The organism is Luteibacter sp. NPDC104163 (genome assembly GCF_055584245.1).
The window spans coordinates 134,969-151,227 of sequence record NZ_JBVJMK010000011.1; the positions used below are offsets into that span (position 1 = coordinate 134,969).

The following is a 16,259-nucleotide window of genomic DNA, read 5'->3' on the forward strand; positions in this document are numbered from 1 at the left end:
GGGTGTCTCAATCACATGCCGCGGGGATGGCAAGCACGCCAGCTTCGGCAGCAGCGACGCGGGCGGCTTCGAACGGTGTGGACCACCAGTCCATCGAGCCTGCTTCGAACACCTCGTCCGACAATACGGTCTCGACATTGGCCGTGCGCATGCGCCTGAGCGTTCCCGACCATTGCTGGCCAGGGCTCGCGGCCACTCCGGTCACGATGGTCTCGTCCAGGTGATAGACATTCCCGGATACCCCGTATGTCTCAGCAAAATCGGCGAAGGCGCGCGTGCACGACTCACACACGGTCTTGCTGACATACCCGGTAAGGCGGCCGCCCTGCAGCGCGGGGTCGCCTGCGATTCGGGATTCAAGGTTGCGCAGGGCCTTGAGCTCGGCATCGCCTCCATGGATAACCCTGCCGTCTTCGCCAGGATACGGCTGGACGACCCATCCTGCCTTTCTCTCAAGGTTCACCGCCCGGATGGAGGTGGGCGTATCGGCGGGGTAGTAGCGGGCCTCGCCGATATCCCGCGCCTGTTCGGTGGGGCTCACGGCTTCTCCGGCCTCCGTGGAGCTGCCCGAGCCGCCGCCTGCACCTGTCAGCTGCTCGATCGTGCCTTCGATCGAGCGACCGCTACGCGCGTGCACGAGGATTTCAGGTCGGTTGCCCGGGGGCTGGTACCGCATGTGCGCCACCGTTGCTCCGCGGAGCTTGCCGCGTAGTGCCCTGGCCTCCTTGTTCGAAAGCTTGGTCCCGTTCTCCTGGACGTACTTACGGTAAGCCTCGGCCATTACGGTCGATTCCCTATACACCGTCGCCACGTTGGCCAGACCGGTACCGACACTGATGTTGATCGTTTGTGCCTGGGCTCCGCAGGCAACGGCGAGTGCGGCAAGGGAGACCAGTGGCATGATCAGCGACGTCTTCATCGTGCGCGTACTCCGCAGATGAGACGAGATGAACGCGCGGCGGCAGCGTCTGCTTCGATCGCCGCGTCGACGTCGGCGCTCGTTTCCGCAATCTCGGTGGCAACGGACAGCTCGGCTGCTTCGACCAGAGCGGCGATATCCAGCACGGGCAGTGCGATACCCAGCAGCGTCAGCAGGCCGGTCTTGTCGCGGTTGCCGGACCCCGCGGCCTGCCGGCGGAGGCGTTCATGCTCCCGGTGGATTTCTTCACGGTACCAGCCCAGCACACCTCGGTCGGTGGCCGCGACGAAGCAGAGCGCAGCTTCCGCAAGCGCGTCGCTACCGTGCGGGTGACCCGGTGCCGGCGCGTCGGCGGCGCACAGCGGACGGGAAGATACATATCCGGTGGCATCCGTGTATGCGGCGGCGGCGCGCGCGACGCGGTACGCCGCGGGCAACTGCTGCACGCCATCGGCGGCGCTCATGGTGCCTGAGGCGATGGCCGCGGTGACGAGGCTCATCAGGTACTCGTCATCTTCGTCGCTGAGCGCGGGCAGGCGGTTGCCTCCCGCGGTATAGAGGGCGTGCAGGTCGCCGCGGATATTCATGGCTTCCCAGCGATCGCGCGGGTTCGCGGCCATCTGCTCGCCGAGCAGCATCACCGCCACGGCTTCTTTCGCGGCGATGCTGATACGGGAAGCGTGGCGGTCGAGCGCCGTGGCGAAGACCTGGGGCGAGATGCCGGCCTTGACCGCGCTGGCCGCGGCCTCCCGACCGCGGTACGCGCGCACCTGTTCCGCGCTCACATCGACATCGATACCGGGGCGAGCCTTTGTCAGGCCGAGCTGCCACTGCATGCTCTGCAGGGTGGCATCGAAGGGCAGGCCCCCCGCCACGCGGTCGGCCAGTTCCGGCCACCAGACGTCGTTGGTGAACGCCGGTGCGAGGATAAGCTCGCTGTAGGGCGATGCGGGCTCCTGCAGCATCTGCGCGAGCAGCCCGGACGTCCCCAGCGCAGCTTCACTGAACGGCACGGCGTGCGTCGTGCCTGGCGTGCCGCGCAGGCGGAGCATCTCGCGGTAGACATCGGCGGTGGCGGGGTGTTCGAGGGCCGCGAATGCAGGGAGGGGCAACATGCCGGCCAGGAGGGCCAGCCTTGCTAACGACTTCATGTCGGGGAATTCCTTCCTTGTGGGGGATGCCCGGTGGGGACGGGCGGCCACAGTATCGGGAGGTCCTTCGACACGCGGTATCGGCGGAAGCCTGCTTTGCGACTGAGGGATTGCCTCAGTCTCGTGTAGGACGCCGCCTACAAACCGGTCATCACCAGCGGGTGCGCTCCGGGAGCAACCCCTTCAGCTCGGCCTCGGTCAGGTTCCGCCACTGTCCCGGCTTCAGGTGGCCCAGCTTCACATTGATGATGCGCACGCGGCGCAGCTGGGTGACGCGGTAGCCGAACGCGGCGGCCATGAGGCGGATCTGCCGGTTCAGCCCCTGGGTGAGAGTGATCGCGAAGCCGAACTTCGCGATCTTGCGCACCTTGCAGGGCTTCGTCATCTGGTTGTGGATGCGCACGCCGCGCGCCATGCCGGAGAGGAACTCGTCGGTCACCGCCTTGTTCACCGCCACGAGGTATTCCTTCTCGTGGTGGTTCTCCGCTCGGAGGATCTCGTTGACGATATCGCCGTTGCTGGTGAGCAGGATCAGGCCTTCCGAATCCTTGTCGAGCCGGCCGATCGGGAAGATGCGCTGGGGATGGTCGACGAAATCGACGATGTTGCCGTCCACCGTGGTGTCGGTGGTGCAGGTGATGCCCACTGGCTTGTTCAGCGCGATGTAGACGCCGCGGTTCTTTGCGGATTCCGGCGCGACGGTGCGGGCGACGACCACCTCGCCATCCACCTTCACCACATCGCCGTCGAGCGCCTTGGCGCCCATGCCGACGACTTCATCGTTGATCATGACGCGCCCGGCCTGGAGCAGCTCATCCGCCTCACGGCGCGAGCACAGGCCGGACTCGGCAATGTACTTGTTGACCCGCACCGCTTACGACCGCAGGCCGACGCCGCGGCTGAGCAGGCGCAGGGCGATCGCGCTGAGGCCGACGACGAACACCAGCATCACGACGAAGGCGGTGACGATGGGCACGTCGCTGACGCCGAGCACGCCGAAGCGGAAGGCGTTCACCATGTACAGGATCGGGTTCACCAGCGAGATGCTGTGCCACGGCTCGCTGAGCAGGTCGACCGAGTAGAACACGCCACCGAGGTAGGTGAGCGGGGTGAGCACGAAGGTCGGGACCAGCGCGATATCGTCGAACTTCTTGGCGTACACCGCGTTGACGAAGCCCGCGAGCGAGAACACCGTGGCACCGAGCAACACCGAGAAGAACGTGGTGATCGGGTGCGCGACGTGCAGGTCGGTGAAGAACAGCGCGATGAGCAGGACCAGCACGCCGACGACCAGGCCGCGGGTGACGGCGCCGGTGACGTAGCCGAGCAGGATCACCCAGTTCGGCATCGGCGAGACCAGCATCTCTTCCACGAAGCGGCCGAACTTGGCGCCGAAGAACGAGGACGAGATGTTGCCGTAGCTGTTGGTGATGATGCTCATCATGACCAGGCCGGGCACGATGTACTGCATGTAGGTGAAGCCATGCATGGTGCCGATGCGGCTGCCGATGAGCTTGCCGAAGATGACGAAGTACAGCGTCATCGTGATGGCCGGCGGGATCAGTGTCTGGGTCCAGATGCGCATGATGCGCACGATCTCGCGGCGGACGATCGTGCCGAGGGCGACGAGATGGTTGCTCATGCGACGTTCTCCCGGCCGTGCTCGACCAGGCGGACGAACAGTTCCTCGAGGCGGTTGGCCTTGTTGCGCATCGACGTGACGGTGATGCCGTGCGCCGACAGGGCGGCGAACAGCGAGTTGAGGTCGTGCGCGCGGGACATCTCGGCTTCCAGGGTGTGGTCGTCGATGACGCGCAGGGTGACGCCGGGCAGGGCAGGCAGCTCACCCGCGGTGCGGTTCACATCGAGCACGAAGGTTTCGACGTCCAGCGTCGACAGCAGGCTCTTCATCGTCGTGTTCTTGACGATGCGGCCCTGGTCGATGATGGCGATGTTGCGGCAGAGCTGCTCCGCTTCCTCGAGGTAATGCGTGGTGAGGATCACGGTGGTGCCCGCGGCGTTGATCCCGCTGACGAACTGCCACATGGAACGGCGGATCTCGATATCCACGCCGGCGGTCGGCTCATCGAGGATCAGCAGCTTCGGCTCGTTCATCATCGCGCGGGCGATCATCAGGCGGCGCTTCATGCCGCCCGAGAGCGTGCGCGCCTGCAGGTGCGCCTTGTCCCACAGGCGCAGCTCCTTAAGGTACTTCTCCGCGCGCTCCGATGCCTCCGCGCGACCAATGCCGTAGAAACCGGCCTGGTTCACGCAGATATCGAACGGCTTCTCGAACTGGTTGAAGTTGAGTTCCTGGGGCACCAGGCCAATCAGGCGCATGGCATCGCTGCGGCGCTTGTGGATCGAGACGCCGAATACCTCGGCATCGCCCGAGGAGGCGTTGACCAGCGAGGAGAGGATGCCGATGAGGGTGGACTTGCCGGCACCGTTCGGGCCGAGCAGGGCGAAGAAATCCCCCGGCTCGACGGTGAGCGAGATGCCCTTCAGGGCCTCGACACCGTTGCCGTAGGTTTTCCGTAAATCTTTGACGTGTAAGGCAGGAGTGGTCATGGGCTGCGCCGGGATGACAAGCCGCCTATTATACCGGGCTTTGCCGGGCGACCTTGTTCCCTGGCGTCAACAGAGACTTTCCATGGCCGAACAATTCCAGCTCCGCCTCGCCGACAGCTTCATGCTCGCCCCCTCGGTGCGGCACCTGTCCTTCGAGCGGGCGGATGGCCAGCCCCTGGCCTTCGTGCCGGGCCAGTTCCTGCAGGTCCACTTCCAGTACGACGACGGCAAGCCGACCAAGCGGAGCTATTCCGTGGGCACCGTGGGCGATGGGTCGGGCCCGGTCCAGCGCATCGAGATCGCGGTTTCCTACGTGGAAGGCGGCGCGGCCACCGCACTGTTGAGCGGGCTGGAGGAGGGCGGCGCAATCGACGCCAGCGGGCCGTATGGCCGTTTCTGCCTGATGGATGGCGACCAGAACGCCCGCTATATCCTGATCGCGACGGGCACGGGGGTGACCCCGTACCGCGCCATGCTGCCGCAGATCGAGGCGCTGATGGCCTCGCGCGGCTGCCGTTTCGTGCTGCTGTACGGCGCCCGCAACGAGGGTGAACTGCTCTACGGCGAGGAATTCGATGCGTTCGCCCGCAAGCACGAGGGCTTCGATTTCCACCCCTGCTTCAGCCGCGGCCCCCGCCCGAACCCGCGGCCCCACGATCGCGTGGGGTACGTGCAGGACATGCTGGCCGAGCTCGAGCCCACCGCGGAGCGGGATATCGCCTACCTTTGCGGCAACCCGAACATGGTGGACGCGGCCTTTGCGGCGCTGAAGGAGCATGGGCTGGCGGTTCAACATATCCGCCGCGAGAAGTACATCTCATCGCGGTGAGGCCTGGGTTCCGCGCACGCTCCTAACGCGTGCCGGGGGTGGCCTATACTCCCGGGCATGCACGCCAAGGCTGAGTCCGTCCCTCTTTCCCCCGAAATGCGCCGGTTTTCGGCGCTCGACCACCGCCTCCTCGTGGCGGTGCGCAATATCCGCATCCTGCCCACGGTGTCGTGGCCGGCCTCGGTCGAGGAACGGCTGATCGAGGAGTTCAGTGCGGGGCGCGTCTCGGTCCCGGTCATCCACTACAACACGCCGGATCTCTCCGAGACCCGGGCGGAGCTCGAGGCGATCGAGGCAGAGGCGGGCGAAGACCACCCCATCGCCGATTACCTCCGGCGCACCGCAGAATCGTGGCGGGTCGCCTCGCGCATGCTCGAAGCCGCCGGGACCGACGGCGTGACCGACGCCTCGGTGCTCCTCTACGGGCGGCCGGGCGACGCGATCCCAGGCAGCACCCGCAGCAATCTCGACGCGGCGGCGTATTTCGTGAACCTGGCCGATGAGCTCGGCGCCGACCTGGAAACGGAGGATGCGGCCGGCCACATCAGCGCCGAGGAGCTCCGCCGCGACATGACGGCGAGGCTCGACGCCTTCTTCGAACCGGGCACGATCGCGGTCGAGGTCGATCCGGAACTCACCGCCAAGGCGGCGGCGGGTGCGACCCGCATCCGCCTGCGCGGCGGCGCGCGCTTTACCGAATACGACCGGCACCAGTTGCTGGCGCACGAAGCCTTCGTCCACTCGCTCACCGCGTTGAACGGCCGCGAGCAGCCTGTCCTTGCCTCGCTGGCGCGCACGTCGCCACGCGTGACCGCAACGCAGGAAGGTCTCGCGGTGTTCGCCGAACTGATGTCGGGCGCCATCGATATTTCCCGGCTCAAGCGCATCAGCCTGCGCATCCTGGCGATCGACATGGCGATGAACGGCGCGGATTTCGTCGAGGTGTTTCGCTATTTCCGCGTGTGCGGGCAGAGCGTGGCGGATAGCTTCCATTCGGCGCAGCGGGTGTTTCGCGGCGTGCCGCTCACGGGCGGCGCGGCGTTCGCGAAGGACAACGTGTACCTCACCGGCCTGCTCGCGGTGCATACCTTCTTCCGCTGGGCGTTGCGCCAGCGCCGGCTCGACCTGCTGCGCAACCTGTTCGCCGGCAAGCTGGCCCTGCACGACGTGATGTCACTGGAGACGCATTTCGAAAGCGGTGACATCGCTGCGCCGCGCTATCTCCCGCCGTGGATGCAGCACGTGCACGGCCTGGCCGGGAAGCTCGCCTTTTCGCTGTTCGTGAACCATATCCACATGGCCGGCGTGGAAGCCGAGGAAATCTCGCTCGGCCTCTGACACGGTCAGCCGATGCGGAACGGCTCCGCGGACTCGGCAAAGAACGGGCGCCAGTCGCAGGCGACACGCAGGCGCGCCCGTTCGGCGGCTGCACCTTCCGGCACCGGCAGGGTCGCCTCACCATCGTTGCGTTCGCCGGTAGCCAGCGGCTGCCAGGTGGCGCCATCGTCGCGGGAAAGCGAGATATCCACGAAATGGCAGGAGAGTGGCGGCGATGTCGTGCCTGCGGGATCCCAGCGGACGACCAGCGGCGAAGCCGTCGCGGTATCGGCCGTCGGTAGCACCGCGAAGGGGCGGCTGGTGTCGATCACCTGCACGCGCAGGTCCAGGCTGGCCCATGTCGCCGTGGCGCCACCGTTGTCGCGCACCGAAAGCCGGTAATCCATCCAGCGCGCCGTGGCGGGCAGGGCGGTCGTGAACTCGCGGCGGCTGTGCGCGGTGGGTGGCGTGGCGGAGCCCAGCGGTGTCTCGTCGATCTGGTCCCAGGCGTACGTGAGGCGCCGATCGGGCATGGACGCTTCGACGCTTGCGTCCAGCCAGAAGGGCGTGCGCGCCGGGATCATTGGCGGCTCCTCCCAGGATTGCGGATCGATCCATGGCGCGGCGGCATCGACCAGCACCCTCTTCGCGCAACGGCCGCCGCGTGAGCCGAGCCAGCTGCGGACGCGTCCGATGCTGGCGCCGTCGAACGACAGGCAGTGCCAGCAGGCATTCGGCCGGAACGGTGCGCCCAACTGGTTGGCGAGCGTGAACAGCATGCCCGCGAACGCGGTCTCCGGATCGGCCGCGCCGCTCCAGGCCGCGGCCTTGTGGGTCGCGAACAGGTCGGCATCGCGCGCATCGCTGCATGAAGTGCCCGTGGCCGACTCGCCCCCGGACAGGTCCGGGCCGAGCAGGGCATGGCCGACATCGTAGGCACTGGCACCGAGCCGGCGCTCAATCAGTTCGACCGCGGCGGTGCGCGGTTCCCCATGCTGCAGTGGATCACCCTCAGGATCGGTGATGACAAGGCGCTCGTTGTTCGCCGCAAGGGTGAAGTGCACGCCGAGGTCGTTCTCGAATACCTCGTTCGCCCGGTTGGCCAGGTGGGCGAGCGCGCCCAGCGCGGCATCGCGCGTGCCGCCGTGGGTGGCCGTGAACCGGCTGCCCGCCGCCAGGGCCAGCCGGAATTCGTAGCGAACGGGGGCGGAGCTGGCCACCGGTGCCCAGGGCGCCCAGGGTGTATCGCCGGCGATCACGTGCGCGCGCGGGGAACGGTTCCTGCGTGCGGGCTGGGCGGAGGAAGCATCCGGCGGCTCCACGGCCAGCGGCACCGTGAGGTGGGACCACCGCACACCATCCCGGATGCTCAGCCGCGCCGCATCGGCCGCGTAATCGAGGCGCGCCACCCGACCCGCGGCATCCTCGCCGCGGAAGCTGCGCATGGCCGGGAACCGGCGCATCAAACTTGGTGGCAAGGTGCGCGAATCGACCATGCGAAACGCCGACGGCGTGCCATCGGCCAGGGGCAATTCGACCACCGCCGCGGCGCGCCCATCGGACGCGACGGCGAACAGTGGCGCGCGGGCGTCGGTGAGCGGCGAAGAGACGGGTCCCGCCATGGCCGGTCCTACCAACGCAACCGCAAGGATTGAAGGAAATTTCAGCATTGCGACCCTCCGGCCATGACGGGAGGACCAGCGTACGCAGGCGCATGGCGATGCAATGCAGGTATGCGCCCGCCGTATACGTGGGCGCCGGGTATCACTGCTTGTCGGAAAGCGACACACCGCAGCAAGGGGATGGCGGGGGCGCGGTGTTAACATCGGTGGCCTGCCGCGCCGGCCCAGGGCCAGCGCCCCCTCATTGACCCGCTACGTCCCACAGGATCCCATGGCCATCTCCGAGGAACTGAGGCAAGCCGCCCTCGAATACCACCGCCTTCCCCGCCCGGGCAAGATCAAGGTCACCCCCACCACCTCGCTGCTGACCCAGCGCGACCTGTCGCTGGCGTATTCGCCTGGCGTGGCCGCCGCGTGCGACGCGATCGTGGCGGACCCGAAGGAAGCGGCCGAACTCACCGCGCGCTCCAACCTGGTCGCCGTGATCTCGAACGGCACCGCGGTGCTCGGCCTGGGCAACATCGGCGCGTTGGCCAGCAAGCCGGTCATGGAAGGCAAGGGCGTGCTGTTCCAGAAGTTCGCCGGTATCGATGTGTTCGACATCGAGATCAACGAAACCGACCCGGACAAGCTGGTCGACATCATCGCCAGCCTCGAGCCGACCTTCGGTGGCATCAACCTCGAGGACATCAAGGCGCCGGAGTGCTTCGTCGTCGAGCGCAAGCTCCGCGAGCGCATGAAGATCCCGGTGTTCCATGATGACCAGCATGGCACGGCGATCATCGTCGGCGCCGCGGTGCTCAACGCGCTGCTCGTCACCGGCAAGAAGATCGAGGACGTGAAGCTCGCCACCACTGGCATGGGCGCCGCGGGCATCTCCTGCGTCGACATGCTCGTGACGCTGGGCATGAAGAAGGAGAACATCCTCGCGTTCGATCGCGATGGCGTGCTCCACACGGGTCGCACCGACCTCGACCCGGACAAGCAGCGCTACGCGCGCGACACCGACAAGCGCACGCTCGCCGAGATCGTCGACGGCGCGGACATCTTCCTGGGCCTATCCGCCGGCGGCATCCTGAAGCCGGAGATGGTCGCGACCATGGCCGAGCGCCCGATCATCTTCGCGCTCGCCAACCCGAACCCGGAGATCCTGCCGGAAGACGCGAAGGCCGTGCGCCCGGATTGCATCATGGCCACGGGCCGTTCGGATTACCCGAACCAGGTCAACAACGCGCTGTGCTTCCCGTACCTGTTCCGTGGCGCGCTCGACGTGGGCGCCTCGGTCATCAACGAACACATGAAGGTGGCCTGCGTGAAGGCCATCGCCGAACTCGCGCGCCGCGAATCCTCGGATGTCAGCGCGCGCGCCTACGGCGGCAAGCCGCCGAGCTTCGGTCCTGAATACCTCATCCCGCAGCCGTTCGACCCGCGCCTGCTGATCCAGCTGCCGCCGGCGATCGCCCAGGCCGCGATGGATTCCGGCGTGGCCGAGCGCCCGATCGAGGATTTCCCGGCTTACATCGAGAAGCTCACCAGTTTCGTCTTCCGTACCGGCCTGCTGATGAAGCCCGTGTTCGATCGCGCCAAGGCCGATCCGAAGCGCGTGGTTTACGCGGAAGGCGAGGAAGAGACCGTGCTGCGCGCCGTGCAGACGGTGGTCGATGAAGGCCTGGCCCGTCCGATCCTGGTCGGCCGCCCGGACGTCATCGAGAAGCGCATCGCCCGTGCCGGCCTGCGCCTGAAGCCGGGCGTGGATTTCGAGATGTGCAATATCCACTCGGATCCGCGCTTCGAGGACTACTGGAAGCTGTACCACTCGATCATGGAGCGTCGCGGCGTCACGCCGGCTTCCGCCAAGGCGGTGGTTCGCTCGCGCCCCACGGTGATCGCGGCGCTGATGGTCGAGCGCGGCGAAGCCGACGCCATGATCTGCGGCCTGGTGGGCACCTACCAGAGCAAGCTCGATTACATCCGCGACATCATCGGCCTGGACGACAGCGTCTGCGAGGCCTCGGCCATGGCCGCGGTAGCGACGGAGAAGGGCACGTTCTTCTTCCTCGACACGTATGTCCAGGAAGACCCCACGGCCGAGCAGATCGCCGAGGCGACCCTGCAGGCTTCGATTCGCCTGAAGCTGTTCGGTATCCAGCCGAAGATCGCGCTGCTGTCCAACTCCAATTTTGGCAGCCGTGAGACGCGCAACTCCCGGAAGATGCGCGAGGCGCTCAATCTCATCCGCGAGCGCGTGCCCAAGCTGGAAGTCGAAGGCGAGATGCAGGCCGACGTGGCCCTCACCCCCGAGCTGCGCGAGCGGATCTTCCCGAACTCGCGCCTGGAAGGTAAGGCCAACGTCTTCGTGTTCCCGAACCTGGATGCGGCCAACACGGCCTACAACATGGTCCGGGTGCTCTGCGATGGCGTGGTCATCGGCCCGATCCTCATGGGCGTGGCCAAGCCGGCCCACATCCTCACCCCGCAGGCCACGGTCCGCCGGGTGGTGAACATGACCTCGGTAGCCTGCGTGGAAGCGCAGATCCGCGCGGGTGTGACCCGTCGTCAGTCGTAACTGGCTGAAACATAAGGATGTGACGTCGTGGGAGCGTGCTTGCACGCGATGGGTTCTCGCCGTAGACCCGATCGCGCGCAAGCGCGCTCCCACAACAGCCGGAGGTCCCCAAAATCCCCGGCCTGCAAAGCAGTTGTGCCAATTTTGATCGATTCAGGTGGGCCGTACGGCCGCGTATGCCTTATCGATGCGATATCATCAACAGGTTTTCCCGCACCCCAGCGGCTCTTTCAGTCCCCCATGTGCGCGCCAAGGGCGCAGCCGGAGCTTCCATGGACCAGATCGACGACGTGCTCAACCAGGACCTCGACCCCACCGAAACCCGGGAATGGGTCGAATCGCTTAACGCGGTCATCAACCACGATGGCACGGAACGCGCCCATTACCTCCTGGAGCGCATGGTCGATTCCACGCGTCGCGCGGGCGGCTACCTGCCGTTCGACCCGACCACGGAATACGTCAACACCATCCCGCCGCACATGGAAGCGCGCAGCCCCGGCGATGCCGCCCTCGAATGGCGCATCCGCTCGCTGATCCGCTGGAACGCGCTGGCGACCGTCGTGCGCGCCAACCGCAAGCCGGGCGACCTCGGCGGCCACATCTCCAGCTTCGCCTCGTCGGCCACGCTGTACGACGTCGGCTTCAACCACTTCTGGCGCGCCCCGAGCGAAGACCACCCGGGCGACCTGGTGTTCCACCAGGGCCACTCGGCCCCGGGCGTGTACGCGCGTTCCTTCCTCGAAGGCCGCCTCAGCGAAGACCAGATGGACCTCTTCCGCATGGAAGTGGCTGGCAAGGGCCGTGGCCTGTCCTCGTACCCGCACCCGTACCTCATGCCGGATTACTGGCAGGTGCCGACCGTCTCGATGGGCCTTGGCCCGATCCAGGCGATCTACCAGGCCCAGTTCTGGAAGTACCTCGAGCACCGCGGCCTCATCCCGAAGTCCGATCGCAAGATCTGGTGCTTCATGGGCGACGGCGAGTCGGACGAGCCGGAATCGCTCGGCGCGATCGCGCTGGCCGGCCGCGAAGGCCTCGACAACCTGATCTTCGTCATCAACTGCAACCTGCAGCGCCTCGATGGCCCGGTGCGTGGCAACGGCAAGATCATCCAGGAACTGGAAGGCGTGTTCCGCGGCGCCGGCTGGAACGCCATCAAGGTGGTCTGGGGCAGCTACTGGGATCCGCTCCTCGCCCGCGATACCTCGGGCAAGCTGCGCCAGCTCATGATGGAAACCGTCGACGGCGAGTACCAGGCCTGCAAGGCCTTCGGTGGCGCCTACACGCGTGAAAAGTTCTTCGGCAAGTACCCGGAGACGGCCGCGCTGGTCGCCAACATGTCCGACGACGACATCTGGCGCCTCAACCGCGGTGGCCACGATCCGCACAAGGTGTACGCGGCGTACCACGCGGCGGTGAACACCAAGGGCATGCCGACCGTGATCCTCGCCAAGACGGTGAAGGGCTACGGCATGGGCGCCGCGGGTGAATCGCAGAACCCCGCGCACAACCAGAAGAAGATGGACACCGACGCGATCCGCGCCTTCCGCGATCGCTTCAACATCCCGGTGCCCGACGACAAGCTGGAAGAAGTGCCGTTCTACCACCCGGGCAAGGACTCGGAAGAAGTGCAGTACATGCTCGAGCGCCGCCGCGCGCTCGGCGGTGCGCTGCCGCAGCGTCGCCGCAAGGCCGACAAGTCGTTCCAGGCCCCGACGCTCGAAGCCTTCGAGCAGATCACCAAGGGCACGGGCGATCGCGAGATCTCGACCACGATGGCCCTCGTCCGCGGCATGAACCTCATGCTCCGCGACAAGGAGCTCGGCCCGCGCCTGGTGCCGATCGTCGCCGACGAAGCCCGCACCTTCGGCATGGAAGGCATGTTCCGCCAGATCGGTATCTATGCGCCGTTCGGCCAGAAGTACCGTCCGCAGGATGCCGACCAGCTGCTGTACTACCGCGAAGACCAGAAGGGCCAGGTCCTGCAGGAAGGCATCAGCGAAGCCGGCGGCATGAGCGCCTGGCTGGCCGCTGCCACCAGCTACAGCATCAGCAATACCCCGATGCTGCCGTTCTTCATCTACTACTCGATGTTCGGCTTCCAGCGCATCGGCGACCTGTGCTGGGCCGCTGGCGACATGCGCGCGCGTGGCTTCCTCATCGGTGGCACCTCGGGCCGCACCACGCTGAACGGTGAAGGCCTGCAGCACGAAGACGGCCACTCGCACCTGCTTTCCGGCGCGATCCCGAACGTGATCTCGTACGACCCGACCTTCTCCTACGAGCTGGCCGTCATCCTGCAGGATGGCACGCGCCGGATGATGCAGGAGCAGGAAGACGTCTACTACTACATCACCGTGATGAACGAGAACTACGCCCACCCCGACATGCCGAAGGGCAGCGAGGAAGGCATCATCAAGGGTATGTACCTGTTCAAGGACGCCGGCAAGCCGAAGAAGAACGAGCCGCGCGTGCAGCTGCTGGGTTCGGGCACGATTCTGCGCGAAGTGATCGCCGCCGCCGAGCTGCTCGAGAAGGATTTCGGCGTGACCGCGGATATCTGGTCGGTGCCGAGCTTCTCGGAAGTCCGCCGCGAAGGCTTCGATGCCGAGCGCTGGAACCGCCTGCACCCGGAATCGCCGCAGCGCGTGCCGTACATCACCGGCCTGCTCGCCGATCGCCAGGGCCCGGCCATCGCCGCGACCGACTATGTGCGTGAGTTCTCCGACCAGGTGCGCGCGTTCATGCCAGATGGCATGCGCTACACCGCGCTGGGTACCGACGGTTACGGCCGTAGCGATACCCGCGCCAACCTGCGCTCGCACTTCGAGGTGGACCGCTACTGGATCGCCCACGCCGCCCTGGCCGCCCTCGCGAAGGATGGCAAGGTCAACGCGAAGGACGTCAGCCGCGCCATCAAGGAATACAAGCTGGACGTCGACAAGCCGAACCCGCTGTACGCCTGAGGCATATAGGCAAGAAAAAAAGGGCGCTCCGGCGCCCTTTTTTTTGTGCCATCGTTTTGCCCCTGAATCGTCACGCCCCGTGGATGGCGGTACCCGCGTGAAGCTGGTATTTCTGTAGGCCTGCTCGTTCCGGACTTCGCGTCATGCGCATCGCTCTTCTTTCCGCCGCCGCCCTTGCCCTCGCCGCCTGCGCCACCACTGGCGACCACCACGGCTCGCGAGAGCGCACGATTTACATCGCCGCCGAGAAGGCGCCATGCACCGCCGGTGTCATGAAGACCGAGTGCCTGCAATACCGCGAAGAGCCGAATCAGCCGTGGCAGCTCAACTACGCGCCCATCGATAACTTCGACTGGAAGCCCGGCAACGAATACCTGGTGAAGATCACCGAGCTCGAGGTGAAGAACCCACCGGCCGACGCGTCGCGCGTGCACTGGCGCGTGGACAAGATCGTCGAGCAGCACCCGGTCGACAAGCCGCCGGTGCCGTAACTGCGCGATCAGGCCCGCGCGCCAGTTTCCAGATGCGGGGTGAGGATCTCGGTCAACCATTGGCTGAACGCTTGCACGCGCCGCGACAGGTGGCGCCGGTGCGGGTAAACGATATGCACCGGCATGGGCGGAGCGGGCCAGGGCTGCAGCACTTGCACGAGATCCCCGGCTTCCAGGTGGCTGCGCACATCGAATGCGGGAATCTGGATCAGGCCAAGACCCGCGAGGCAGCACGCGATATAGGTCTCCGCATTGTTCACCGCCACCGCGCCACGCATGGCCAGTGAGCGTACCTCTTCCCCATCTGCCCACTCCCACGGAATCGCCCGGCCGTTCGAGGGAAGGGCATAGTTGACCGCCATATGGTCCGGGAGGTCGGCCGGGGTCCGCGGTACGCCGTGGCGCGCGAGGTAGGCCGGGCTGGCGCAGTTGACGAGGCGAAACGTGCCAAGCGAGCGCGCCACGAGGCTGCTGGAAGGGAGTTCGCCCACGCGAAGCGCGCAGTCGATGCCCTCATGTACCAGATCGACTGCCCGATCACCGGAGCCGAGATCGAGTTCGATACCGGGATACCGTTCGAAAAATCCCGGCAGCGCGGGCGCTACGAAACGCCGCGCGATACGGCTCGGCATATCAACCCGCAAGCGCCCCCGCACCACGCCGGCCGGTTGGCGGAATTGTTGCTCCAGTTCATCGCTATCGGCCACCAGCGCCGTCGCGCGGTCGAGCAGGGACTCGCCGTCCTGGGTCAGGCTGACACGGCGCGTCGTGCGATTGAACAGCCGCGTCCCCATCCGCGCCTCGAGCTGCTGGATCGCCAGGGATACCGTGGCACGAGGGAGGCCGAGCTGATCCGCAGCCAGGCTGAAGCCACCGCCGTGGGCCACGCGGAGAAAGATCCGGAGTTGCTCGATGCGATCCATCTGCAGCCGATTAGCAAGAATTTGTGGATAGTCTAGCCTTGAATGCCAGATTTATTCAGCCTTGGCCGCCCTATAGAGTCAGGAAACCGTTCACTCTGCGAGGTAGTCCCATGTCCCAGCACAGCATCAAGGGCAAGGTCGTCCTGATCGCCGGCGGCGCCAAGAATCTCGGTGGCCTTATCGCTCGCGATCTCGCGAGCCAGGGCGCCAAAGCGATAGCGATCCATTACAACAGCGAGGGTTCGAAGGCAGATGCCATGAAGACCGTGGCCGCTATCGAGCAAGCCGGTGCGAAGGCGGTGGCATTGCAGGCCGACCTGACGAGCGCCGGCGCGATGGAAAAGCTGTTCTCCGATGCCGTCGCGGCGGTGGGACGGCCCGATATCGCGATCAATACGGTGGGCAAGGTGCTCAAGAAGGCGATCGCGGAAATCACCGAGGCCGAGTATGACGAGATGAGCCTGGTGAACAGCAAGTCGGCATTCTTCTTCATCAAGGAAGCTGGCAAGCACCTCAATGATCACGGCAAGATCTGCACCGTCGTCACATCACTGCTCGGCGCATTCACCCCTTTTTATGCGACGTATGCGGGTAGCAAGGCACCCGTTGAACATTACACGCGTGCGGCTGCGAAAGAGTTCGGCGAGCGCGGTATATCCGTGACGGCGGTAGGCCCTGGCCCCATGGATACGCCGTTCTTCTATCCGGCCGAGGGTGCGGATGCCGTTGCCTATCACAAGGGTGCGGCTGCGCTTTCGCCATTCAGCAAGACCGGCCTGACCGACATCGGAGACGTCGTGCCCTTCATTCGGCACCTTGTCAGTGATGGCTGGTGGATCACCGGCCAGACGCTGCTGATCAATGGCGGCTACACCACCAAGTGACAAAAAAAGGCCGGGATCGC

General features: G+C 66.0%; 13 protein-coding genes. 6 read left to right on the top strand and 7 right to left on the bottom strand.

Annotated features, from left to right (window positions below; all coding sequences use genetic code 11):
* Positions 1-7: 7 nt before the first annotated feature.
* From ACZ6YI_RS14650 to ACZ6YI_RS14670, 5 genes are all read right to left on the bottom strand, one after another.
* Positions 8-919 carry a hypothetical protein gene (locus tag ACZ6YI_RS14650; protein ID WP_465779304.1) on the bottom strand — a complete coding sequence of 304 codons (912 nt, stop codon included), beginning with the start codon at positions 917-919 and terminating at the stop codon, positions 8-10.
* Complete coding sequence (locus ACZ6YI_RS14655; RefSeq protein ID WP_465779305.1) at positions 916-2,070, bottom strand: hypothetical protein; 1,155 nt, start codon at positions 2,068-2,070, stop codon at positions 916-918. The genes ACZ6YI_RS14650 and ACZ6YI_RS14655 overlap by 4 nt, the downstream gene beginning before the upstream one ends.
* Before the next feature lie 151 nt (positions 2,071-2,221).
* A complete protein-coding gene (locus ACZ6YI_RS14660) occupies positions 2,222-2,941 on the bottom strand; it encodes a pseudouridine synthase (protein ID WP_465779306.1) in 720 nt (239 codons plus the stop codon).
* Between the two features lie 3 nt (positions 2,942-2,944).
* Positions 2,945-3,712 (bottom strand): ABC transporter permease, encoded by a 768-nt coding sequence (locus ACZ6YI_RS14665; protein WP_440328332.1) that lies wholly within the window; start codon positions 3,710-3,712, stop codon positions 2,945-2,947.
* Complete coding sequence (locus ACZ6YI_RS14670; RefSeq protein ID WP_440328330.1) at positions 3,709-4,641, bottom strand: ABC transporter ATP-binding protein; 933 nt, start codon at positions 4,639-4,641, stop codon at positions 3,709-3,711. Before ACZ6YI_RS14670 ends, ACZ6YI_RS14665 begins: the two co-directional genes overlap by 4 nt.
* A gap of 82 nt (positions 4,642-4,723) precedes the next feature.
* On the opposite strand from ACZ6YI_RS14670, the gene ACZ6YI_RS14675 reads away from it, so the two are divergent.
* Both ACZ6YI_RS14675 and ACZ6YI_RS14680 read left to right on the top strand, forming a co-directional pair.
* On the top strand, positions 4,724-5,470 hold the full coding sequence (locus tag ACZ6YI_RS14675; protein WP_465779307.1) for an FAD-binding oxidoreductase: 747 nt from the start codon (positions 4,724-4,726) through the stop codon (positions 5,468-5,470).
* 96 nt (positions 5,471-5,566) lie between these two features.
* Positions 5,567-6,808 carry a flavohemoglobin expression-modulating QEGLA motif protein gene (locus tag ACZ6YI_RS14680; protein ID WP_440328327.1) on the top strand — a complete coding sequence of 414 codons (1,242 nt, stop codon included), beginning with the start codon at positions 5,567-5,569 and terminating at the stop codon, positions 6,806-6,808.
* Between the two features lie 5 nt (positions 6,809-6,813).
* On the opposite strand, the gene ACZ6YI_RS14685 is transcribed toward ACZ6YI_RS14680, so the two are convergent.
* Positions 6,814-8,409, bottom strand: a complete 1,596-nt coding sequence (locus ACZ6YI_RS14685) for a reprolysin-like metallopeptidase (RefSeq protein ID WP_465779308.1) — start codon at positions 8,407-8,409, stop codon at positions 6,814-6,816.
* 271 nt (positions 8,410-8,680) lie between these two features.
* Between ACZ6YI_RS14685 and ACZ6YI_RS14690 the strand changes: the two genes are divergently transcribed.
* The 3 genes from ACZ6YI_RS14690 to ACZ6YI_RS14700 all read left to right on the top strand — a co-directional run bounded on the left by ACZ6YI_RS14690 (position 8,681) and on the right by ACZ6YI_RS14700 (position 14,432).
* Positions 8,681-10,975 carry an NADP-dependent malic enzyme gene (locus ACZ6YI_RS14690; RefSeq protein WP_465779309.1) on the top strand — a complete coding sequence of 765 codons (2,295 nt, stop codon included), beginning with the start codon at positions 8,681-8,683 and terminating at the stop codon, positions 10,973-10,975.
* A gap of 272 nt (positions 10,976-11,247) precedes the next feature.
* Complete coding sequence (gene aceE / locus ACZ6YI_RS14695) at positions 11,248-13,941, top strand: pyruvate dehydrogenase (acetyl-transferring), homodimeric type (RefSeq protein ID WP_465779310.1); 2,694 nt, start codon at positions 11,248-11,250, stop codon at positions 13,939-13,941.
* Positions 13,942-14,084: 143 nt separating this feature from the next.
* Positions 14,085-14,432 carry a DUF4377 domain-containing protein gene (locus tag ACZ6YI_RS14700; protein WP_465779311.1) on the top strand — a complete coding sequence of 116 codons (348 nt, stop codon included), beginning with the start codon at positions 14,085-14,087 and terminating at the stop codon, positions 14,430-14,432.
* An 8-nt stretch (positions 14,433-14,440) separates the two neighbouring features.
* Here the strand turns inward: ACZ6YI_RS14700 and ACZ6YI_RS14705 are convergent, their stop codons facing one another.
* Positions 14,441-15,355, bottom strand: coding sequence for a LysR family transcriptional regulator (locus tag ACZ6YI_RS14705; RefSeq protein WP_465779312.1), 915 nt, complete (start codon positions 15,353-15,355; stop codon positions 14,441-14,443).
* Between the two features lie 110 nt (positions 15,356-15,465).
* Here ACZ6YI_RS14705 and ACZ6YI_RS14710 point away from each other — a divergent pair, with 110 nt between their 5' ends.
* Positions 15,466-16,239 (top strand): SDR family oxidoreductase, encoded by a 774-nt coding sequence (locus ACZ6YI_RS14710; RefSeq protein ID WP_465779313.1) that lies wholly within the window; start codon positions 15,466-15,468, stop codon positions 16,237-16,239.
* Positions 16,240-16,259 lie beyond the last annotated feature (20 nt).

What these genes read in the sequence shown, in the direction of transcription:
- ACZ6YI_RS14650 (WP_465779304.1), bottom strand. Translation starts at nt 919, where the DNA reads ATGAAGACGTCGCTGATCATGCCACTGGTCTCCCTTGCCGCACTCGCC.
- ACZ6YI_RS14655 (WP_465779305.1), bottom strand. Translation starts at nt 2,070, where the DNA reads ATGAAGTCGTTAGCAAGGCTGGCCCTCCTGGCCGGCATGTTGCCCCTC.
- ACZ6YI_RS14665 (WP_440328332.1), bottom strand. Translation starts at nt 3,712, where the DNA reads ATGAGCAACCATCTCGTCGCCCTCGGCACGATCGTCCGCCGCGAGATC.
- ACZ6YI_RS14670 (WP_440328330.1), bottom strand. Translation starts at nt 4,641, where the DNA reads ATGACCACTCCTGCCTTACACGTCAAAGATTTACGGAAAACCTACGGC.
- ACZ6YI_RS14675 (WP_465779307.1), top strand. Translation starts at nt 4,724, where the DNA reads ATGGCCGAACAATTCCAGCTCCGCCTCGCCGACAGCTTCATGCTCGCC.
- ACZ6YI_RS14680 (WP_440328327.1), top strand. Translation starts at nt 5,567, where the DNA reads ATGCGCCGGTTTTCGGCGCTCGACCACCGCCTCCTCGTGGCGGTGCGC.
- ACZ6YI_RS14685 (WP_465779308.1), bottom strand. Translation starts at nt 8,409, where the DNA reads ATGGCGGGACCCGTCTCTTCGCCGCTCACCGACGCCCGCGCGCCACTG.
- ACZ6YI_RS14690 (WP_465779309.1), top strand. Translation starts at nt 8,681, where the DNA reads ATGGCCATCTCCGAGGAACTGAGGCAAGCCGCCCTCGAATACCACCGC.
- aceE (WP_465779310.1), top strand. Translation starts at nt 11,248, where the DNA reads ATGGACCAGATCGACGACGTGCTCAACCAGGACCTCGACCCCACCGAA.
- ACZ6YI_RS14700 (WP_465779311.1), top strand. Translation starts at nt 14,085, where the DNA reads ATGCGCATCGCTCTTCTTTCCGCCGCCGCCCTTGCCCTCGCCGCCTGC.
- ACZ6YI_RS14705 (WP_465779312.1), bottom strand. Translation starts at nt 15,355, where the DNA reads ATGGATCGCATCGAGCAACTCCGGATCTTTCTCCGCGTGGCCCACGGC.
- ACZ6YI_RS14710 (WP_465779313.1), top strand. Translation starts at nt 15,466, where the DNA reads ATGTCCCAGCACAGCATCAAGGGCAAGGTCGTCCTGATCGCCGGCGGC.